This is a genomic window from Blastococcus sp. LR1 (genome assembly GCF_020166105.1).
Lineage (GTDB): Bacteria > Actinomycetota > Actinomycetes > Mycobacteriales > Geodermatophilaceae > Blastococcus.
On the sequence record NZ_JAIUJY010000003.1, the window covers coordinates 189,886 to 211,119 of the forward strand.

General features: G+C 74.1%; 17 protein-coding genes. 9 read left to right on the forward strand and 8 right to left on the reverse strand.

Annotated features, from left to right (window positions below):
- Positions 1-15 precede the first annotated feature (15 nt).
- Positions 16-1,440 (forward strand): NADP-dependent succinic semialdehyde dehydrogenase, encoded by a 1,425-nt coding sequence (locus tag LBW97_RS09640; protein ID WP_224499208.1) that lies wholly within the window; start codon positions 16-18, stop codon positions 1,438-1,440.
- A gap of 47 nt (positions 1,441-1,487) precedes the next feature.
- A complete protein-coding gene (locus LBW97_RS09645) occupies positions 1,488-2,309 on the forward strand; it encodes a hypothetical protein (RefSeq protein ID WP_224499209.1) in 822 nt (273 codons plus the stop codon).
- 4 nt (positions 2,310-2,313) lie between these two features.
- On the opposite strand, the gene pdxY is transcribed toward LBW97_RS09645, so the two are convergent.
- Genes pdxY through LBW97_RS09660 form a run of 3 tightly spaced genes read right to left on the reverse strand, consistent with a single transcriptional unit; the run spans position 2,314 to position 5,559 of the window.
- Positions 2,314-3,165, reverse strand: a complete 852-nt coding sequence (gene pdxY, locus LBW97_RS09650) for a pyridoxal kinase PdxY (RefSeq protein WP_224499210.1) — start codon at positions 3,163-3,165, stop codon at positions 2,314-2,316.
- A 51-nt stretch (positions 3,166-3,216) separates the two neighbouring features.
- Positions 3,217-4,044 (reverse strand): IclR family transcriptional regulator C-terminal domain-containing protein, encoded by an 828-nt coding sequence (locus LBW97_RS09655; protein ID WP_224499211.1) that lies wholly within the window; start codon positions 4,042-4,044, stop codon positions 3,217-3,219.
- A 24-nt stretch (positions 4,045-4,068) separates the two neighbouring features.
- Positions 4,069-5,559: an amidohydrolase family protein gene (locus LBW97_RS09660; RefSeq protein ID WP_224499212.1), complete on the reverse strand. Its 1,491-nt coding sequence runs from the start codon at positions 5,557-5,559 to the stop codon at positions 4,069-4,071.
- A 209-nt stretch (positions 5,560-5,768) separates the two neighbouring features.
- On the opposite strand from LBW97_RS09660, the gene LBW97_RS09665 reads away from it, so the two are divergent.
- The 5 genes from LBW97_RS09665 (at position 5,769) to LBW97_RS09685 (ending at position 12,939) form a co-directional block, all read left to right on the forward strand.
- On the forward strand, positions 5,769-6,983 hold the full coding sequence (locus LBW97_RS09665; protein WP_224499213.1) for a CaiB/BaiF CoA-transferase family protein: 1,215 nt from the start codon (positions 5,769-5,771) through the stop codon (positions 6,981-6,983).
- Positions 6,980-7,804 carry a citryl-CoA lyase gene (locus LBW97_RS09670; RefSeq protein WP_224499214.1) on the forward strand — a complete coding sequence of 275 codons (825 nt, stop codon included), beginning with the start codon at positions 6,980-6,982 and terminating at the stop codon, positions 7,802-7,804. Before LBW97_RS09665 ends, LBW97_RS09670 begins: the two co-directional genes overlap by 4 nt.
- Positions 7,805-7,808: 4 nt before the next feature.
- On the forward strand, positions 7,809-8,780 hold the full coding sequence (locus LBW97_RS20410) for a zinc-binding dehydrogenase (protein ID WP_224499215.1): 972 nt from the start codon (positions 7,809-7,811) through the stop codon (positions 8,778-8,780).
- Between the two features lie 76 nt (positions 8,781-8,856).
- Entirely contained in the window at positions 8,857-9,720 is an 864-nt protein-coding gene (locus LBW97_RS09680; RefSeq protein ID WP_224499216.1) for a dioxygenase, read from the forward strand.
- Between the two features lie 114 nt (positions 9,721-9,834).
- The gene (locus LBW97_RS09685; RefSeq protein ID WP_224499217.1) at positions 9,835-12,939 is read left to right on the forward strand and encodes an efflux RND transporter permease subunit; all 3,105 of its coding nucleotides are present in this window, start codon (positions 9,835-9,837) and stop codon (positions 12,937-12,939) included.
- Between the two features lie 42 nt (positions 12,940-12,981).
- Here LBW97_RS09685 and LBW97_RS09690 read toward each other — a convergent pair whose 3' ends face one another.
- Positions 12,982-13,131, reverse strand: a complete 150-nt coding sequence (locus LBW97_RS09690; RefSeq protein WP_224499218.1) for a hypothetical protein — start codon at positions 13,129-13,131, stop codon at positions 12,982-12,984.
- 159 nt (positions 13,132-13,290) lie between these two features.
- On the opposite strand from LBW97_RS09690, the gene LBW97_RS09695 reads away from it, so the two are divergent.
- Positions 13,291-15,009: a serine/threonine-protein kinase gene (locus LBW97_RS09695; RefSeq protein WP_224499219.1), complete on the forward strand. Its 1,719-nt coding sequence runs from the start codon at positions 13,291-13,293 to the stop codon at positions 15,007-15,009.
- 92 nt (positions 15,010-15,101) lie between these two features.
- Positions 15,102-15,944 (forward strand): formate/nitrite transporter family protein, encoded by an 843-nt coding sequence (locus LBW97_RS09700; protein WP_224499220.1) that lies wholly within the window; start codon positions 15,102-15,104, stop codon positions 15,942-15,944.
- A gap of 4 nt (positions 15,945-15,948) precedes the next feature.
- Here LBW97_RS09700 and LBW97_RS09705 read toward each other — a convergent pair whose 3' ends face one another.
- From LBW97_RS09705 to LBW97_RS09720, 4 genes are read right to left on the reverse strand one after another with little or no spacing between them, the layout of a single operon-like run.
- Positions 15,949-17,595 (reverse strand): Na+/H+ antiporter, encoded by a 1,647-nt coding sequence (locus LBW97_RS09705; protein ID WP_224499221.1) that lies wholly within the window; start codon positions 17,593-17,595, stop codon positions 15,949-15,951.
- Positions 17,596-17,635: 40 nt separating this feature from the next.
- Complete coding sequence (locus tag LBW97_RS09710; RefSeq protein ID WP_224499222.1) at positions 17,636-18,739, reverse strand: AI-2E family transporter; 1,104 nt, start codon at positions 18,737-18,739, stop codon at positions 17,636-17,638.
- Positions 18,732-20,216, reverse strand: coding sequence for a phosphatase PAP2 family protein (locus tag LBW97_RS09715; RefSeq protein WP_224499223.1), 1,485 nt, complete (start codon positions 20,214-20,216; stop codon positions 18,732-18,734). Before LBW97_RS09715 ends, LBW97_RS09710 begins: the two co-directional genes overlap by 8 nt.
- Positions 20,213-21,172, reverse strand: coding sequence for a YihY/virulence factor BrkB family protein (locus LBW97_RS09720; RefSeq protein WP_224499224.1), 960 nt, complete (start codon positions 21,170-21,172; stop codon positions 20,213-20,215). The genes LBW97_RS09715 and LBW97_RS09720 overlap by 4 nt, the downstream gene beginning before the upstream one ends.
- Positions 21,173-21,234 lie beyond the last annotated feature (62 nt).

Here is a 21,234-nt window from a genome sequence, read left to right on the forward strand (position 1 = left end):
GAAGGGAGAACACCCATGGCCATCGCCACGATCAATCCGGCCACCGGCGAGACGCTCAAGACCTACGAGCCGCTCACCGACGAGGCGCTGGAGGACAAGCTCGCCCGCGCCGCGGCCGCCTTCGACGGCTATCGGCTCACGTCCCCGGCGGAGCGGGCCGGCTGGCTGCGTGCCGCCGCGGACGCGCTGGAGGCGGACACCGACTCCGTCGCCGAGTTGATGACCACGGAGATGGGCAAGACGTTGGCCTCCGCGAAGGCCGAGGCGACCAAGTGCGTCGCGGCGCTGCGCTGGTACGCCGAGCACGGGCCCGCCCTGCTCGACCCTCAGGAGAAGGACGCCGCGGCCGTCAAGGCCGAGCGGGCCTACGTCACCTACCAGCCGCTCGGCGTCGTCCTGGCGATCATGCCGTGGAACTTCCCGCTCTGGCAGGCGATGAGGTTCGCCGCCCCGGCGCTGATGGCGGGCAACGTCGGCCTGCTCAAGCACGCCAGCAACGTGCCGCAGACCGCCCTCTACCTCGAGGAGCTCTTCCGCAAGGCCGGCTTCCCGGACGACGTCTTCCAGACGCTGCTCGTCGGCTCGGCCACCGTCGAGAAGGTGCTGCGCGACGACCGCGTCATCGCCGCCACGCTCACCGGCAGCGGCCCCGCGGGCCAGTCGGTGGCCGCCATCGCCGGCGACGCGCTGAAGAAGACGGTCCTGGAGCTCGGCGGCTCCGATCCCTTCATCGTCATGCCCTCGGCCCACCTGGACCGCGCCGCCGAGGTGGCGACGACCGCCCGCAACCAGAACAACGGGCAGAGCTGCATCGCCGCCAAGCGGTTCTTCGTGCACCGCGACGTCGCCGAGGAGTTCACCCGGCTGTTCGCCGAGAAGATCGGCGCGCTGACCGTCGGGGACCCGATGGACGCCGACACCCAGATCGGGCCGCTGGCCACCGAGGACGGGCTGAAGGACGTCGAGGAGTACGTCGAGGACGCCCGCGGCAAGGGCGCCCGGATCCTCGTCGGCGGCTCGCGGGTCGACCGGCCCGGGTGGTTCTACGAGCCGACGCTGATCGCCGACGTCACCCCGGAGATGCGGGTGCACAGCGAGGAGGTCTTCGGACCGGTCGCGGCGCTGTACGTCGTGGACAGCCTGGACGAGGCGATCCGCATCGCGAACTCGCACGTCTACGGGCTGGGCTCGAACCTCTGGAGCGAGGACGAGGAGGAGCGGACGCAGTTCGTGCGCGACATCCAGTCCGGCATGGCGTTCATCAACGGCATGACGGCCAGCTACCCGGACCTGCCGTTCGGCGGCATCAAGCAGAGCGGCTACGGCCGCGAGCTGACCGAGGTGGGCATGCGCGAGTTCATGAACGCGAAGACGGTCTGGGTCGGTCCGCCGAGCAGCGAGCAGAGCGAGGGCAGCACCGCCGGGGCCGCCGCGGAGTGATCCACGTCCCCGGGCGCGGTGTCGGCATCGCCAGGCACAGTGGAGGCGTGTTCGACATCGACTGGATGGGTCTGCTGACGCGGGAGGTGCTCCGGGAGCGGGGAGCCGCGCTGATCGCGGAGAGCTGCGCCTGGGCCGTGGGCATGTCCGACCGCCCGCACCACGAGCGGCGGGCCGGGCGGCTGGTGCCCACCGGCCTGACCGTGGGGGAGCGGGCCGCGCACGGCCGGCCGCTGGGGAGCGAGGAGGACGGTCGCCTCGACCTGGAGGACGCCCGGCCCGGCAGCTTCCAGGACGCGCTCAACATGGTCGACTCCGGTGGGCGGGTGCAGGCCGAGCGCTTCGACGACGAGGTGCTGGTGCCGTTCGTGCGGGACACCTGCCTGGTGGCCGCCGAGCGGGCTCGCGCCACCCGCCCGGCCGACTGGGCCGAGCTGGCCGAGGACGTCGGCGAGGACGCCCGCGACCTGTCCGACGTCGTGCGCGCCGGGGGCTGGGAGGCGCCGCTGCGCATCGACGCCGAGCACCTGGTGCTCGCCGCGCTCGGCGCGGTCCCGCTGATCGAGGTGGAGGCCGAGGGGCTGCCGCTGTCGCTCGTGCGGGCGGCCGAGGCGGTCGCCCGCGGCGCCGCCGAGCCGGAGCCCGCCCCGGCGCCGGACGACGCGCTGGCCGGCGCGCTGTTCCTCGCCCGGACGGCGCTGGAGGACTCCGGCTGCTCGGTGCCGGTGCGGCCGGAGGAGGCGGACCTGCTGCTCGTCGCGCTCGGCGACCAGGGGCTGGAGCCCGAAGAGGTCACCACCGTGCTGCCGCACCTGCCGGTCGAGGAGGCGACGATCACCCGGATCGCCGCCACCCTCGACGGGTACTGACGGGTCAGACCTCCTCGACCTCGAAGGTCCGCGACGGGGTCACGTACTCGTCCTGCGCGGCGACCAACAGGATCTCCCGCGAGCCGGCCGCCTCGGTGCGGGCCAGCAGCCCGAACACCGACGCCGACGCGCGGCCCAGGGCCTCCGCGGCCGACCGGGTGTCGAGCCAGTGGGCGAGGAAGAGCGCGGCGATCGCGTCGCCGGCGCCGTTGACCGAGACATCCAGGCGCGGCGTGCGCACGCGGAAGTGCCGGCCGCCCTCCGACGCCAGCAGGTCGACGGCGTCGTCGGGGGTGTCCTCGGCGATCAGCGAGGTGGTGAGCACGACCCGCGGGCCGAGCGCCTGCACGGCGGCGACGGCGTCCTTGACCGACGCCAGCGACCGCGTCTCGCGACCCGACAGCAGGTCGAGCTCGTAGTGGTTCGGGGTCACGATGTCGGCCGCCGGCACCGCCACCTCGCGCATGAACTCCTCGATGCCCGGGCGCACGAAGACCCCGCGGCCGACGTCCCCGATCACCGGGTCGCAGCAGTAGACCGCGGCCGGGTTCGCCTCGCGCACTCGCGTCACCGCGCCCACGACGGCGTGGCCGATGTCGGCCGAGCCGAGGTAGCCCGACAGCACGGCGTCGCAGCCGCCCAGGACCCCGCGGTCGGCCACGCCCTGCACCAGCTCGTCGATCGACTGGCCGTCGTAGACGCGGCCGGTCCACTCGCCGTAGCCGGTGTGGTTGGAGAACTGGACGGTGTGCACGGGCCACACCTCGACGCCGAGGCGCTGCAGCGGGAACACCGCCGAGCTGTTGCCCACGTGGCCGTAGGTGACGTGCGACTGGATGGAGAGGACGGCGGTCACGCCAAAACCCTGGCACACCACCCGCCGGCGCGGTCCGCGTCCCCTCGTCGCTCAGCCGGCGGCCGACGTTCCCGGGCGGGTGCGCACCTCTCCGTGCGGTCGGGACTGCCACAGCGCCCACTCGGCGCTGACGTCGCCCGCTGCCCGCAGCAGCTGGGGGAGGTGCTCGCCGAGCAGCCGCTCGGTCGTCGTCTCCGCGGCGTGCACGGTGACGTTCATGGCCGCCCGGACGGTTCCGGCGCCGTCCCGCACGGGAACCGCGACGGACCTGACGCCGGGTGCCAGCTCCTCGTCGGCCAGCGCCCAGCCGCGCGCCCGCACCTCGGACAGTTCGTCCTGCAGCTGCGCCGGCGAGCGGCGCAGCGGGGTCGGCAGCCCCGATCGGGTCGGCTCGGCCAGCGTCGTCGCGAGCTGGGCGGGGGAGAGGGCGGCCAGCAGAACCTTGCCCTGCGACGTCTGCACCGCCGGGAAGCGCGTGCCGACGTCGACCCGCAGGGCGATCAGCTTCGGCACCGCCACCCGCGCGACGTAGACGATGTCGGAGCCGTCGAGCTGCGACATCGACGTCGACTCACCGGTGCGGCCGACGAGCGCCTCCATGTGTGGGCGCGCGATCTCCCACAGCCCCAGCGAGCTCACGTACGCCATCCCGAGCTCGAGCACCTTCGGCGTCAGCGAGAACGACCCCTCGGCGGAGCGCACGTAGCCGAGCTCCTCCAGGGTGAGCAGCAGCCGTCGTGCGGTGGGCCGCGCCAGGGAGGCGGCGGTCGCGACGTCGCTCAGCGACATGCTCCGGCGCTCGGCGTCGAAGCAGGTGAGGACGTCGAGCCCCCGGGCGAGGGCCTCGACGAAGTCGGGCCCCGTGCCGCGTCCAGCCATGTGGGAACCTCTCCGGTCCGTCGATCAGCGCTCGTTCTTCAGGTGCTCCTCGAAGACCTGCTCCCGGGCGGCGTGCGTGCCCTCCGACTTGTAGTCGGTGTACTGGTACGGGTTGTCCAGCAGCTTCGGGTCGGGCAGCTCGGGGTGCATGCCGGCCACCCAGGTCTCCTCGCCCAGCTCGGAGCGCAGGTGTTCCACGGTGTCCTCGATCTCCCGGCGGACGCCGGAGAGGTCGCTGTCGACCAGGGCGGAGGCGTGCTTCACGACCCGGCCGTCGACGATCACCGTGTGCACGTCGCCCCGCTGGGCCTGGAACGCCACGTGGCCGTAGGGGTTGAGCACCGGGAAGGAGACCGGCGAGGCGTCGTTCTTGATCAGCACGACGTCGGCCTTCTTGCCCGGCTCCAGGCTGCCCAGGTCGTCCCGGCCCAGGGCCGTCGCGCCGCCGCGGGTGGCCCAGCGGACGACGTCCTCGGCGCGCAGCTCCAGCTGGGTGATCGTCTCGCCCTTGAGGTGCGCCTCGAAGTGCTCGCGGGAGCGGTCGGCGCCCAGCGTGGTCCGCATGGCCGAGAACAGGTCGCCGCTCCACCAGACGCTGGTGTCCATCGACAGCGACACCGGGATGCCGTGCCGACGCACCTGCCAGGTGGGCGGATAGCCCTGTCCGGCGCTCTGCTCGGACTCGGTGGAGACCGAGATGGAGCCGCCGGTGGCCGCGATGCGGTGGTAGGAGTCGGGGCTCAGGCTGGCCGCGTGCACGTAGACGGTCTCCGGCGTCATGAAGCCGTGCTCGTGCATGAGGCGGATGCCGTCGTCGTTGGTGGCGCCCCAGACGCCGGCGTGGGTGGTCACCGGCAGGCCCAGCTCGCGGGCCACCTCGAAGGCTGCCTTCTCGGGGAAGCTCGGGTCGCCGGTGACGTCGAAGGCCAGCTGCAGACCCAGCATCCCGTCGGCGGAGTCGCGGTGCCGCTCGAGGAAGGAGCGAACGGCCGGGTCGGCGGTCCACTCCCACGGGCCGGCCTGGATGTTGCCGTAGGCGAGGACGAAGCGGCCGGGCACCGAGCGCAGCGCCTCGACGGCGGCCTCGGCGTGGTCGACCGACTGCAGGCCGTGCGACCAGTCGACGGTGGTCGTGACGCCGGCCTCGAGCGCCTCGAGGGCGGAGAGCCGGTTGCCCGCCGCCACGTCCTGGGGCCGGAACTTGCGGCCGTGCTCGAGGTAGTACCAGACGAAGTACTGGGTGAGCGTCCAGTCGGCGCCGTAGCCGCGCATCGCGGTCTGCCACATGTGCCGGTGGGTGTCGATCATCCCGGGCATGACGATTCCGCCGCCGGCGTCGATCTCCTGGGTGCCCTCGGGCACCTCGAGGTCGTGCCCCACGGCGGCGATGCGGTCGTCCACCACGAGGACGTCGCCGCCGCGCAGGATGGTGCCCGCGTCGTCCATGGTCAGGACCGTGCCTCCGCGCAGGACCACCGGTCGGCCGGCCACGGGAGTGGGCTCGGGCTGGGTCATGGCTCCTCCAGGACTGCGTCGTCTCAGACCCGGACATACGTCCGGTGCGCGGACACCCGCTGCGATGCGGGTCACCCTCTCGCTCGCTGACCACCCTGTCAAGACGATGCCGCGTTCCGGTTGACAGGGGTACGGCGGCGGGCCGAGACTCGGCCCGATCCTGCGGACAGTCGTCCGCGAACGTCTCGTCGAGGAGTGATCGAGCGCCCATGAGCGATCCCGGAGCACTGCCGCCGGCCGATGCGGGCGAGCGTCCCGGCCCCCTCTCCGGACTGCTGGTGGCCGACTTCTCCCGCATCCTCGCCGGCCCGTACAGCACGATGCTCCTGGCCGATCTCGGCGCCGAGGTGGTCAAGGTCGAGGGCCCGGGCGGGGACGACACCCGCACCTGGGCGCCTCCCGTCCGCGAGATCGACGGCCAGGGCGTCTCCACCTACTACCTGGGCGTGAACCGCAACAAGCGCTCGGTGGCGCTGGACCTCAAGCAGCCCGAGGACCTCGCCGCCGCCCAGGAGCTGGCGCGCCGCGCGGACATCGTGGTCGAGAACTTCAAGCCCGGCGGCCTGGGCCGCTTCGGTCTGGACTACGACACGGTGGCCGCCACCAACCCCGGCGTCATCTACGCCTCGATCAGCGGCTTCGGCAGCGGCCCGGGCGGGAAGTCGCTCCCCGGCTACGACCTCATCGTGCAGGCCATCTCCGGCCTGATGAGCCTGACCGGCGACCCTCAGGGTGAGCCGTACCGGGCCGGCGTCGCGGTCTTCGACGTCATGGCCGGCCTGCACGCCACCATCGGCGTCCTCTCCGCCCTGAACCACCGGCGCGAGACCGGCCGGGGCCAGCACGTCGAGGTCAGCCTGCTGGCGTCGGCGATGTCCGGGCTGGTGAACCAGACCAGCGCCTACGCGGCCGGCGGCGTCGTCCCCTTCCGGATGGGCAACAGCCATCCGAGTCTCTTCCCCTACGAGCCGCTCCCGTGCTCGGACGGCGACCTGATCATCACCGCCGGGAACGACGGCCAGTTCCGCAAGCTCTGCGAGGTGCTCGGCCTGCCCGAGCTGGCGACCGACCCCCGCTTCCTCCGCAACGAGGACCGCACCGCCAACCGGGACGAGCTCCGTCCGCTGCTCGTCGAGCGCCTGGCGACCCGCACCAAGATGGAGTGGTTCCGCGAGATCATCGCCGCCGGTGTCCCGTGCGGTCCGATCAACACCATCGACCAGGGCGTCGCCTTCGCCGAGGAGGTCGGCCTCGATCCGGTCGTCCTGGTCGGCGAGGGGGACGCCGCGGTGCCGTCGGTGCGGCACCCCATCCGCTTCTCCGACACGGCCGCCTCCTACCGGCTGCCCCCGCCGGCGGTCGACGAGCACGGCGACGAGATCCGCCGGTGGCTGGCTGCGCCGGCCGAGGAGGGATCCCAGTGAGCGAGCCCGTCTACCCGACCGCACTCGGCGCCTCGAGCCTGGAGCGGATCACCCTGCTCGGCTCGGACCTCGCCGAGGACGTCATGGGCACCGTCGGCTTCGGTGAGCTCGCCTTCTGGCTGGCCACCCAGCGCCGGCCGAGCCCGGGGGAGACCCGCGTCTTCGAGGCAGTGCTCGCCGCCCTGGCCGACCACGGGTTCACACCGACGGCGATCGTCACCCGGCTCACCTACCTGTCGGCCCCCGACTCGATCCAGGGCGCCCTGGCCGCCGGCCTGCTCGGCGGCGGCTCCCGCTTCCTCGGCGTGACCGAGGACTGCGGAAAGTTCCTGCACTCGGTGCTCGCCGGGGTGGACGGCGCCCTGCCCACCGACGACGCGGGCTGGGACGCCCTGGCCCTCGAGACGGTGGCCGCGCAGCGCGCCGCCGGCCGGTTCGTGCCGGGACTCGGTCACCACGTGCACAAGCAGGGAGACCCGCGCACGCCCCGGCTGTTCCAGATCGCGGCCGAGGAGGGCGTCCACGGCCCGCACCTCTCGCTCTTCGCCGCGATCGGCCGGGTGCACTCCTCGGTCCTCGGCAAGCAGCTGCCGCTCAACGGCGCCGGCGTCTGCGGCGCGGCCCTGGCCGACCTGGGCCTGCCGCTGCAGCTGCTGCGCGGCTTCGCGCTGCTCGCCCGTACCGCCGGGCTGATCGGCCAGCTGGCGGAGGAGATCCGCAACCCCGTGGCCAACGACGTCTTCCTGTCGGTCGACCTGAACAACCGCCCGGTCGACCCCGATCCGTTCGTGCCCGAGCCGCTGCCCGGCGAGCAGGGCTGAGCCGGTGCGCGCCGCCGTCGTCCAGGTCCCGGGGGAGACCCCGGTCGTCACCGAGCACCCGTCGCCGGAAGCCGCGCCCGGGCGCAGCATCGTCCGGGTGACAGCCGCCCCGATCGTGCCGCTGGACCTGTTGTGCGCGTCGGGCACCTCCTACTTCGGCCGTCCGGCGGTGCCCTACGTCCCCGGGGTGCAGGGCGTCGGCGTGGTGGAGGAGTCGACGACGCTGCCGGCCGGGACGCGGGTCTGGTTCGCCACCCCCGCCGGGATGGCGCCGGGCGACGGCAGCCTGGCCGAGCTCTGCGCCGTCGCCGACGACGACCTCGTGCCGGTGACCGCCGACGTCCCCGACGCCGCGCTGGCCGCGCTGGGGCTCTCCGCGGTCGCGGCGTGGATGTCGCTCACCTGGCGCGGCGGGCTGCGGGCCGGCGAGCACGTGCTCGTCCTGGGCGCCGGCGGCGCCGTGGGGCAGGCAGCCGTGGGCGCGGCGAAGCTCCTGGGCGCCGGACGGGTGGTCGCCGTGGCGCGCTCGGAGGCCTCCCGCGACCGTGCGCTCGCCGCCGGCGCGGACGAGGCGCTGGCTCCGGAGGGCGACGTCGACGCGTTCGCCGCGCGGCTGGCCGAGGCCACCGGCGGCCGGCTGGACGTCGTCGTCGACCCGGTGTTCGGAGCCGCGGCGACCGCGGCGTCCCGGGCGCTCTCGCCCGGCGGTCGGCTGGTCAACCTCGGTGGCGCGTCGGGCGACGTCGCCGAGTTCTCCTCCGCCGTGCTGCGGGCGAAGAGCGCCTCGGTGCTCGGGTACACGAACAACTCCCTCACGGTCGAGCAGCGCCGCGACGCGCTGACCGCCGTCGCCGGGCACGCCGCCACCGGCGCACTCGCGGTGGCGCACGAGCGGGTCCCCCTCGCCGCCGCCGCGGACGCCTGGCAGCGGCAGGCGACCGGCGACCCCGGCGTGCGGCTGGTGCTCACGAGCTAGGACCCAGACCTCCGCGGCAGGCGCGGAGGAGGCAGCGCGACCGGCTCCCGGCGCGCGGACGGCAGGAGGAACTCCCGTGCAGCTGGTCACCGAGGACAACATCACCGAGCTCGCCGTGCAGCGGTGGGCCACCGCGCGCGACCCGCGCACGGCCGAGCTCATGACGGCGCTGGTGCGGCACCTGCACGACTTCGCCCGCGAGGTGCGGCTGACCGAGGCCGAGTGGATGGCCGCGATCCAGTGGCTGACCGCCACCGGCCAGATCAGCACCGACAAGCGCGAGGAGTTCATCCTCACCTCCGACGTGCTGGGGCTGTCGATGCTCGTCGTCCAGATGAACCACCGGCTGGATCCGCGCGCGACCCCGGCCACGGTGCTCGGCCCGTTCCACATCGAGGGCTCGCCGGAGCTCGGCTACGCCGAGGACATGTCCGAGGGCCTGCCCGGAACGCCGCTCTACCTGCACGGCACGCTGCGCGACCTGGACGGCAACCCGGTGCCGAACGCCGTGCTCGACGTCTGGCAGGCCGACACCGAGGGCGCCTACGAGTCGCAGATCCCCGACATCGACGAGGCGCGGCTGCGGGCGAAGTACACGACCCGCGAGGACGGCAGCTACTGCGTGCGCACGATCGCTCCGCTGGGCTACGCCATTCCGATGGACGGACCGGTGGGCGCCCTGATCAGCCGCACCGAGATCAGCTACTACCGCCCGGCGCACATCCACTTCCTGATCAACGTGCCCGGCTTCGAGCCGCTGATCACCCACCTGTTCCAGGAGGGCTCGGACTACCTGGACAGCGACGTCGTCTTCGGCACCAAGCAGGAGCTGGTCACCGCCTTCGAGGAGCGCGAGCCAGGGCAGACGCCGGACGGCGGGACCAGCGACGTGCCGTGGCTGGAGTCGCGGTACGACTTCGTTCTCCAGCGGCAGGACTGAGCGGGCGCGCCTCCGTCCCGCACCTCCGGGGCGGAGGCGCTCACCGCCGGTAGGTTGGCGCGTACAACCTGTGTCGACGGGCGGAGCGCGGCTCGCGTCCTGGAGGAACTTCCCGTGTCGCGTCTCGCCGTCCTGTCCCTGCGCAACCGGGCGCTCATCGGCCTCATCACCGTGGCCGTCCTGGTCTTCGGCCTGATCTCGGCGGGATCGCTGAAGCAGGAGCTCATCCCGTCGCTGCAGATCCCCGCGGCAGCGGTCGTGGCCAGCCAGCCCGGCGCCTCGCCCGAGGTGGTGGAACGGCAGATCGTCCAGCCCCTGGAGCAGGCGATCTCGTCGGTGCCCGACGTGGTGGCGGTGACGGCGACGGCGAGCACGGGGCTGGCGGCGCTCACCGTCGAGCTCGAGTTCGGCTCCGACCTCGACGCCGCGGCCGGCGCGCTGCAGACCGCGGTCAGCCGGGTGCAGACGCAGCTGCCCGACGACGTCGAGCCGCAGGTCTTCACCGGCTCGCTCGCCGACCTGCCGGTCGTGCAGCTGGCGATCGCCGCCCCGGGCGATCCCGCCGCGCTCGCCGAGCGCATCGACACCGCCGTCGTCCCGCTGTTCGAGAGCATCGACGGCGTCCGCGACGTGACCGTGACCGGCGCCGACGAGGCCCGCGTGGAGATCACCCTCGACCCTGCCGCGCTGGCCGGCACGGGCGTCTCGCCCGCGGCCGTGACGACGGTGCTGCAGGACAACGGCGTCGTGCTCCCGGCCGGCTCGCTGACCGCGGGGGAGCAGACCCTGCCGGTCCAGGCCGGCACCCGGCTGTCCTCCGTCGAGGACCTGCGGGCCGTGCCGCTGATCGGCGCGCAGGGCGTGACCACGCTCGGCGAGGTCGCCCGGGTCGAGCTCGGCACCGCTCCGGCGACCTCCTACTCGCGGGTCGACGGCGAGCCGGCGCTGGCCGTCGGGCTCACCCAGATCCCGGACGGCAACACCGTCGAGATCTCCAACGCCGTCGAGGAGCTGCTGCCCGACGTCCGCGAGGCGCTCGGCACCGGCAGCGTGGTCGCGGTCGTCTTCGACCAGGGCCCGTTCATCGAGGAGTCGATCGCGGGCCTGGCCACCGAGGGTGGTCTCGGGCTGGTCTTCGCCCTGCTGATCATCCTGGTGTTCCTGGCCTCGGTCCGGTCCACGCTGGTCTCCGCGGTCTCCATCCCGGTCTCCCTCTGCGTCACCTTCATCGGGCTCGAGGTCGCCGGCTTCTCGCTGAACATCCTCACGCTGGGCGCCATGACCGTGGCGATCGGCCGCGTCGTCGACGACTCGATCGTCGTCATCGAGAACATCAAGCGGCACCTCTCCTACGGGGAGTCCCGCTCGACCGCGATCGTCGGAGCCGTCCGCGAGGTGGCCGGCGCCGTGACCGCGTCGACGATCACGACCGTCGCGGTCTTCCTGCCGATCGCGCTGGTCGGCGGTCTGGTCGGCGAGCTGTTCCGACCCTTCGCCCTGACCATCGCGATCGCCATGCTGGCCAGCCTCGTCGTGTCGCTGACCATCGTCCCGGCCCTGGCGTCGGCGTTCCTCAAGGCGCCCGACGCCGACCGGACCGAAGCGGAGCTCGCCCGCGGGCGGGAGGAGGCCGAGGAGGCCGAGCGCCGCACCTGGCTGCAGCGGGTCTACCTGCCGGCCCTGCGCTGGACGCTGGCCCACCGGCGCTGGACGCTGGCCGGCGCGCTGGCGATCTTCGTCGGCACCCTCGCGCTCACCCCGCTCCTGTCGACGAACTTCATCGGCGACTCGGGCCAGAACACCGTGACCGTGACCGCCGCCTATCCGGCCGGCACCGCCCTGGCCGCCCAGGACGAGCGCGCCCGCACCCTGGAGGACGCGCTCGCCGACCTCGACGGCGTGGAGACCGTGCAGAGCACGGTCGGCTCGGCCGGCGGGATCGCCGCCTTCGCCGGTGATGGCGGCACCCCGCAGGCGACGTTCGCGCTCACCCTCGACGACGACGCCGATCCCGAGGCCGTCGGCGACGACATCCGCTCGGCCGCCGAGGACCTCGGCGAGGTCGGCGACGTGACGGTCGCCGCGGCCGGCTCCGGCTTCGGGCCCTCCACCGTCGACGTCCTCGTCCAGTCGAGCGACCCCGCCGCCCTCGCCGAGGGCGCCGCGCTGGTGCAGGAGGCGGTCGAGGGCACCGACGGCGCCACCGACGTCACCAACGACCTCACCGGTGCGCTTCCCGTGGTCCGGGTCGTGGTCGACCCCCTCGCGGCGGCGGAGGCAGGGCTCACCGAGGCCGAGGTGACCCGCACGCTGGCGGGGCTCTCCTCGGCGGTTCCGCTCGGATCGGTCGACGTGGAGGACGTGGCGACGCCGGTCTACCTGCAGCCGCTGCAGGCGCCGACGACACCCGAGCAGCTCGACGCGGTCGTGCTGCCCACGCCCACCGGTCCGGTGCCGCTGTCGCAGGTCGCCTCCGTCGAGCAGGTGGAGGTGCCCAGCTCGGTGAGCCGGATCGACGGCTCGCGCGCCGCCACCGTCTCGGCCACCCCCGCCGACGCCGACCTCGGCACGCTGACCGCGGCGCTCACCACCGCCGTCGACGAGCTGGACCTGCCCGACGGCGTCGACGTCACCATCGGCGGCGTGGCCTCGGACCAGAGCGAGGCGTTCGCCGACCTCGGCCTCGCGCTGCTGATCGCGGTCGTGATCGTCTACCTGGTGATGGTGGCGACCTTCCGCAGCCTGGCGCAGCCGCTGATCCTGCTGGTCTCGGTGCCCTTCGCGGCGACCGGCGCGCTGCTCATGCTGCTCGCCACGGGCGTGCCGCTGGGCGTGCCCGCGCTGATCGGCGTGCTGATGCTCATCGGCATCGTCGTCACCAACGCGATCGTGCTCATCGACCTGGTCAACCAGTACCGCGAGCAGGGCCGCCCGATCGGTGAGGCGGTCACCGAGGGCGCCCGCAAGCGCCTGCGGCCGATCGTGATGACGGCGGCCGCGACGGTGCTGGCGCTGACGCCGATGGCGTTCGGGCTCACCGGCGGTGGGGTGTTCATCTCCCAGCCGCTGGCCCTGGTCGTGATCGGCGGGCTGATCAGCTCCACGCTGCTCACCCTGCTCCTGGTGCCGGTGCTCTACACCGCGCTGGAGACCCGCCGCGAGAAGCGGCGGGCGAAGCGGGCGGCCCGCAGCGGCGTGCCGGAGCCGGCCGCCGTCTGAGCGGTCCGGGACGCCCCGTGACAGGGGCGTCCCGGAACCCGGTCAGACGATCGGTGCCGGTTCGCCGTCCGGAGGCGGCGCGACCGGGCCGAGGGGGTCGGGGAGCCCGGACGGGTCCGGGGCGCCGGGGGTGTCCGGGTCGGCCGGCGTGGGGTCGGCCGGGCCCGGCTGGGGGTCGGTAGGGCTCGTCATGGAACGACGCTAACCCCGCGGCGCGCACCCGGCCGGTCCGGCGCCGGAGACCCGAGTATCCCGCGGCCGGGGTGTAGCACCGGTCGGTGGCGGGCACTTCCGAGAAGTGTTCGGACGCCGCGCCACCCCGGGCCGCGTCCTCGGGGGACGGAGCGTGGAGTGACCATCGTCGGCAACGGTCGCGAGCTCCTGGACAACCGCTACGAGCTGCACCACCTGATCGCCACCGGCGGGATGGGGGAGGTCTGGCGAGGACGTGACGTCCGGCTGGACCGCCCGGTGGCCATCAAGCTGCTGCGCAGCGAGTACGCCGACGACGCCGGGTTCGTGGCCCGCTTCCGCGCCGAGGCGACGCACGCCGCCGGCCTCAGCCACCCCAACATCGCCGCCGTCCACGACTACGGGGAGACCCGGGCGGAGGCCACCGGCGAACGGATCGCCTACCTCGTCATGGAGCTGGTCGACGGGGAGCCCCTGTCGGCCCGGTTCGGCGAGGACGGCGCGCTGGACACGGCCACCGCGCTGTCGGTGCTGCGTCAGGCGGCCGCGGCGCTGGCCGAGGCCCATAGCGCCGGGGTGGTGCACCGGGACGTGAAGCCGGCCAACATCCTCATCGACCGCGACGGGCAGGTGAAGCTCACCGACTTCGGCATCGCCTGGTCCGCGGCGAGCGTGCCGCTGACGGCGGCCGGCCAGGTGATCGGCACTCCGCAGTACATGTCGCCGGAGCAGGCGGTGGGGGAGACCCCGCGCCCGGCCAGTGACGTCTACGCCCTCGGTCTCGTCGGCTACGAGTCGCTGAGTGGGCACGCCGCATTCGAAGGCGACAACCCGGTCACCCTCGCGCTCAAGCAGGTGCGGCAGGAGCCGGAGCCGCTGCCCGACGCGGTGCCGGAGGAGGTGCGCTCCCTCATCGACGGCGCGCTCACCAAGGACCCCGACGCGCGCTTCCCCGATGCGCACGCCTTCCTCGCCGCCATCGACGCCACGCTGGACGGCGAGGAGTCACAGCCTCCGACCACCCGCGCCCTCCCGGCCGCCGCTCCGGTCACCGACACGAACCCGGTTCCGGTCGTGTCCGCCGGGCGGGGGGCGAGGCGGGCCGCCCTCCGGCGATCGGACCGGAGCCGGCGCTGGCTGGTGCTCGTCCCGCTGCTGTGCCTGCTGCTCGGCGCCGTCGTCGTCGGGGTGACGGTCGGCCTGCCCGGTGGGAACGACGAGTCGGCCGATCCGCCGGCATCTGCCGCGGCGGCCGAAGGGGCGATCGTGCTCGCCGCCGACGACCACGTCGGGCGCCCGGCCGACGACGTCGCCGCCGACCTGAGGGCGCTCGGGCTCGAGGTCGACCGCCGGGACGTCGTCACGGCCGACCGTCTCGCGGGAACCGTCGTCGGACTCGACCCGGCGGGAACGCCTCTGTCGGCCGGCGACCGGGTGCGGCTCGACGTCGCCGTGGCGCCCGACAGCCCGTCGGGCTCCGGGCCCGCCGTCGCCGACGACCCGGCCGCGCCGACGCAGACCGCCGTGACACCTCAGCGGGAGACCGGCGCGTCCGCCGGGGAGCCGGCCGACGGGCCGGGGCCCACCGGGACCGTCGGCTCCTCGGCGCCCGGCTCCTCCGCGCCGCCCAGCGGTTCCGGCACGACCGCTCCGCCGGCGAGCGAGGAACCTGAGGACACCACCCCGCCGGCCGGTGGCGGGACCGACGATGGCGGCGCCACCTCGCCGACAGAGCCGTCCACGCCACCGCCCACCGACGAGCCGGCCGCGCCGAGCGACGAACCGGCGCCGACCACGCCGGCCGAGCCGGAGCAGGACGCCGGTACGGCGACCGAACCGGCGCCGGCCGGGACCGCGGACGAGGGCGCCGCCGGCTGACGCCTGGTCCCTCCGTTCCGGTGTCGGTTTGCCGCGTGGTCGGCCCGGCGGGAGGGTGGCCGGTGCAGGCGCCACGCATCAGGGAGGCCACCATGTCGGCACGCGAACCGCAGGAGATGGCCCAGGTAGCGGCCGAGACCGGGGCGAAGAAGGTCCATCGCAGCTGGGACCGGGTGCTGGTCAGCTCGTTCCTGGCCGGGGCCTACATCGCCTTCGGCGCACTGGTCGCGATCACGGTGTCCTCGGGCCTGGACCCCGAGACCTGGGGAACGCTGCCCACGCTGTTCATGGGGGCGGCGTTCACCCTCGGCCTGGTGCTGGTGCTCATCGCCGGGTCGGACCTGGCCACCGGCAACATGATGCTGGTCCCGCTGGGCGCGATGCGCGGGAAGCTGAGCGTCGGCGACGTCGCCCGGAACCTCACCCTGGTGCTGCTGGGCAACCTGATCGGCGCCCTCGTCGTGGCGTTCTTCCTCGCCGTGCAGACCGGCGTCATCGGGGACGCCGAGTCGACCGGGAACGCCGGGCTCACCTACGAGCGGCTGGCATCGATCGCCGAGGGCAAGGCGCTGGGGGAGTCGCCGTGGCAGACGTTCCTGCGGGGGATCGGCTGCAACTGGCTGGTCTGCCTGGGGGTGTGGATGTCGCTCGCGGCGAAGGACGTCTCCGGGAAGGTGCTGGCCATCTTCTTCCCGATCATGGCGTTCGTCGCGATGGGCTTCGACCACGTCGTCGCCAACATGTTCTTCCTGCCGGCCGCGATCTTCGCCGGTGTCCCGGACATCGGCTGGGGCGAGACGCTGATGAACTGGCTGCTCGCGGGCGCCGGCAACCTCGTCGGCGCCGTCGTCTTCGTGGCGACGTCCTACTGGTACCTGTTCCTGCGCGACCAGCCGGATAAGGCGCCCGCAGCCGAGCCGGCCGAGCGCGCCTGACCGCTCAGCGGAACGTCCGCGCGGGGAGCCGCCCCTCCTCGTGGTCCAGTTCGCGGGTCAGCGACCGCAACCCCTCGTCGGGCAGCCGGCCGGCGTCCCGCCAGCGCAGCAGCTCCTCCCGCTGCGCGTCCAGCGCCGCGCGTCGGTACTTCAGCGCCGCCTCGTACTGCGGGGACATCGGCGCATCGCCCGGTTCGGCGTCGGCGAGCATGTCCATCCGCTTCCGGTAGCCCTCGAGGCGGGTGCGCAGCTGCGAGCGGAGCACGTCCAGCGTCTCGCCCTCCACGTGGCTGCACTCCTCCGTGGCGAGGTCGTCGAGCTGGGCCAGCGCTGCCTCGACGGAGGCGATGCGGGCGTGGTTGCGCAGCCGCGCCTGGTCGGCCCGGTCCGCCCGCAGCCCGAGCGCCCGGACCAGCGGGGCGAAGGTGACGCCCTGCCCGACCAGCGTCACGAGGACGGCGAGGAAGGCGCAGAACAGCAGCAGCGAGCGGTCCGGGAACGGCTCGCCGTCGGAGGTCACCTCGGGCAGCGTGAAGATCGCGGCCAGGCTGATCACCCCACGGGTGCCGGCCCAGCTGAGGACGACGATCTCGCGGCCGCTGAGCCGCCGGACCCGACCCTGCTCACCGGGTTCGCCGGAACCGCCGAGGCGGGTGTGCAGCGACTGCGGCAGCGACTCGGTGAGCAGCAGCCAGAGGGGGCGCACCAGCAGCATGCCGCCCACGGTGATCAGCGACGCGGTGACGACCGTGCCGGTCGAGTACTCGTCCAGGCCGCGGACGACCGCGGGCAGCTGCTGGCCGATGAGCAGGAAGACGAATCCCTCGAGGAGGAAGTTCACCAGCCGCCAGACGGCGTTGGTCTGCAGCCGGCTGGCGCCCGACGCCCAGCTGGCGTTGTTGTGCCCGATGACCAGACCGGCCACGACGACGGCCAGCACCCCCGAGACGTGCAGGCTCTCGCCCAGCAGGTAGGCGACGAACGGGGTCGCGAGGCTGATCGCGTTCGACGTCAGCGGGTCGCGGCGCAGCCGCCGCAGCGGCCGGACGCCGAAGGCGACGGCCAGCCCGGCGAGCACGCCGCCCACGGCGGCCAGCAGGAACTGGCCGATGGCTGCGGGGGTGGAGAAGCCGTCGCCCTGGGCGGCGGTCACCGCCACGGTGAGGATGGTCAGCGCGGTGGCGTCGTTGAGCAGGCCCTCGCCCTGGATGAGCGTGATCAGTCGCGGCGGCAGGCCGACCTTGCGGCCCACCGCGAGGGCCGCGACCGGGTCCGGCGGCGCGACGGCGGCGCCCAGCGCGATGCCGGCCGCGAGGGTGGCGCCGGTGACGAAGAGCGCGAACCCGGTGCCGACGACCAGCGCCGTCACCAGCACCAGCAGTACCGAGAGGCTGACGACGGTGCGGATGTTCCGCCGGATCGCGACCAGCGAGGACTCCAGCGCCGCGCTGTAGAGCAGCGGCGGCAGGATCAGCGTCAGGACGAGCTCGGGGTCCAGCTCGATCTCGGCCGACGGCAGGAGCGCGTAGCCGAGGCCCACGACCGTCAGCAGCGCCGCGGCTGGGAGGCCGGACCGTTCCGCGAGGGCGTGCACGGCGATGATCACCGCGACGGAGGCCAGGACGAGCAGCAGCACGGTCTCCACACCCACCGGGGCATCCTCTCCCGTGCGGGCGGGACGCGCTCAGGCCTCACGCACCCGCGCCGGCCGGCTCCGGTCCGTCAGCAGGCTCGGCGGGTACCCCGGGCCGGTGGGTGCGCAGGTACTCGAGCACGTGGTGGGTGACGGCGGTGAGCGGCACGGCGACGACCGCCCCGAAGATGCCGTACAGGAGGGTTCCCGCGGTGACGGCGAGCAGCGTGACGACGGGGTGGAGGTGCACGGCGCGCCGCATGATCAGTGGCTGCAGCAGGTTGCCCTCGATCTGCTGCACGACGAGCACCACGACGAGGATGGTGACCGCGTCCCCGATGCCGTTGGTGACGAGCGTGACGAGGACGGCGGCCGCGCCGCTGAGCGCCGCGCCGAAGTACGGGACGAACGCCCCCAGGAACGTGAGCAGCGTCAGGGAGAGCCACAGCGGCACCCCGACGAGCAGCAGGGCCAGCCCGATGAGGGTGGCGTCGACCGCGGCCACCGCCACCACGCCGAGCATGTAGGCGCTCACCGTGGCCCAGGCCCGCTCTCCCGCGCCGTCGACGCGCTCCCGCTGGGCGGCGGGGACCCGGGCCACGACCCAGCCCCACATGCTCGCCCCCTCCTTGAGGAGGAAGAACACGATGAACAGGACGAGCAGCAGGGCGCTCACGACGGTGACCGCCATCGTGGCTCCGGCCACGGGGCCCGGGACGACGTCGAACAGCTGGTCGACGAGCCGGTCGCGGATGCCGTCGACCCGCGTCGGGTCCAGCGCGAGCGGGCCCTCGACCAGCCAGCTGCGGACCCGGTCGATGCCCACGGTGATGGCGGGCGCCAGCTCGGCCATCCGGGAGCTGGTCCGGAGCCAGACCAGGGTGCCCATCCCGCCCAGGAGGGCGAGCAGAGCCAGCACCGTGCCGGCGGCCGCGGCCGCCGGCGGCGCGCCGATCCTGCGGAGCAGCCGCGCGAGCGGGGCTCCGAGCGCGGTCAGCAGGAGCGCGGCGACCACCGAGCACGTGACGAGGGCCAGCTGCGTCAGCAGCCCGAGCACCAGCCAGCCGACGGCCGCGACCCCGAGCACCGCGGCGCAGACGATCGCCAGACGGGCCGCGCCGGTCGGCCGGAACCGCGCGGCCCGGGAGCTGGTCTCAGTCATGCGCACCCTCCGACCGTTCCCCGCGTTGCAGGACCATCCAGCAGATCAGCAGCCATCCCGTGCCGAGGACCGCCCCGGCCAGGACGTCGGTCGGATGGTGCGCGGCGACGTAGATCCGCGACAGCGCCACGGCCGGCACCGCCAGCACGGGAGCGGCCAGGACCAGCCATCGCCGGCGCGTCCGCCCGAGTCGCAGCACGAGGACGGCGGCGGCCCCGTAGAGCACCGTCGCGGCCGCGACGTGCCCGGACGGCCAGCTGGCTCCGACGGGCAGCCCGTCGGTCAGATCGGCGACGTCAGGGCGGGCGCGCTCGACGGTGACCGCCACCAGGAAGTAGAGCAGCACCTCGCCGAGCAGGGCAGTGGCGACGAACAGCGCGGGCCACCACCGCCGGGTGACCGCGAGGCCGAGGACGGCCAGGCCGACGCCGCCGGCGACGACGGTGCGGGTGTCGCCCAGCGTGCCGGCCAGGTCGGCGAGGGTGGTCCAGGTGTCCGACCGGGCCTCGGCGAACCACCGGACGACGGCGAGGTCACCGCGCACCAGGGCCGAGGCGCCCGGTGTCGCGGTGACCAGGAGCCCGGCGGCCGACAGCACGGCCCACAGCAGCGCGGCCGGCCCCGCCAGGCGCAGCGCCGTCCGGACCCGGTCGCGCCCGGGCCGGTTCCGGACGGTGGCCAGCTGCGCAGCCGAGCCGGAGCCCACCTCCAGCGGGTCGTGCACGCCGTCGGAGGTGCCGGGGCCGGAGCCGGTGTCGTGCTGCCAGCCCCGGAAGGCCGCGGTCATCGCGGCGAGCCAGGCGGCGCCGAGGGCGTAGCCGGCGAGCACGTCGGACACGAAGTGCACGCCCAGGGCGAGGCGGGTGAAGCCGACGACGAGGACGAGCAGGGCTGCGCCGCCGATCAACAAGGGATGCCATCGGCGGCGGACGGCGGGCAGCGCGAGGAGCACCAGGACCCCCCAGGTGACCAGGGAGGTCATGGCGTGCCCGCTGGGGAAGCTGGCGTTGCCCGGCGTCTCGACGAGGGGCTGGTCCACGAGCGGGCGTGCCCGGTCGGCCAGCGCCTTCGTGAGCGGGACGAGCACCGCCAGCCCGGCTCCGGTGACGGCGACGAAGTACGCCAGGCGGCGTTCTCCGCGGATGCCGAGGAAGGCGGTGGTCAGCGCGAGCACCCACACGGCGGTTCCGGTGCCGCCCGCATCGGTGAGCAGCCGGAGCGTGGACACCAGGGCGGGGGAGCCGGCGACCGCGGCGTTCAGGCCGGCCGCGACGTCGCCGTCGAGGGCGGCCAACGGAGCCCAGCGACCCTGGACGGTCAGCCACAGGGCGAAGAAGGGCACCGCTCCCGCGAGGACCGCCGTGAGAGCCAGGGCGGACCGGATGCCGAACCGCCGGGCGTCGGAACCGCGGTCGCCGGCGGAGGCGGCTGTGGTGCCCGCTGTGGTGGCCGCCTCCGCGGCGTCGCGCGCGCTCACCGCACCGCGTCCGGGGTCGAGCCGGCACGGGTGCGGCTCCGCCTGCGCAGCCGGGCGCGATGCGCGGCCATCTCCAGCTCGGCGGAGACCGCCACGCCGAAGAACAGGGCGGTGGCCGAGAACTGGGCCCACAGCAGCAGGGCGATCACCCCGGTCACCGGGCCGTAGACCGGGGTGAAGCCGGTGGACAGCTCCAGGAAGCCGGCGAGCAGCAGGGTGAGCCCGGTCCAGGCGACGACCGTCAGCAGGCTGCCGGCCAGCAGGACCGACCATCCGGGCTGCTGCCGGGCGGGCGCGCGGTGCAGCATGGACATCAGCGAGACCACCACCAGGACCAGCCCGGCCGGACCGGTCCAGGCCTCGACGACGTCGTCGTCGACCGCGTACACGCTCTCCACGGCCTCGCTGAAGGCGCCGCGGGTGAGGATGAGCAGGGAGCCGGCCATCAGCGGGAGACCCGCAGCGACCGAGAGCGCCAGACCTCGGCGGTACTTCTCGACTGTCGGGCGGTCGCGCTGGATGCCGTAGATGCGGTTGGCGCCACGCTCCACCTGGGCCATGGCCGTGGTCAGGGCGACCAGTGCCGAGACGCCGGCCAGCGCGAGGGCCGCCGTGGCCAGGTCGGTGTCCGCGGCGGGCAAGGTCCGGCGCAGCAGGCCGTCGGAGGCGCCAGGGGTGAGCTGGAGGACGGTCCGGCTGAGCACGAGCCGGACGGTCCGCGCCTCCCACGCACCGGCGAGCCCGATCGCGGCGATGATCAGGGGGAGCGCGGCCAGGGCCAGCTGGAAGGCGAGCGCGCGGGCGTGGGAGAAGCCATCGCCGTAGCGGAAGCGCGACGCGAGCTCCCGGGCGAGAAACCGTGCGCCGTCGGCGCGCATCCCGGCCCACGCCTCACGTGCGCCGACCGGGCCGCCGGTGTCCTCGGATGCCTCCGGAACGCGCGACACCGAGCTCATCGGGCGGGCTCCACGCCCTCCGGAGGAGGGGTGTCGCGACCGGACACGCGGGCCTCCTCGGG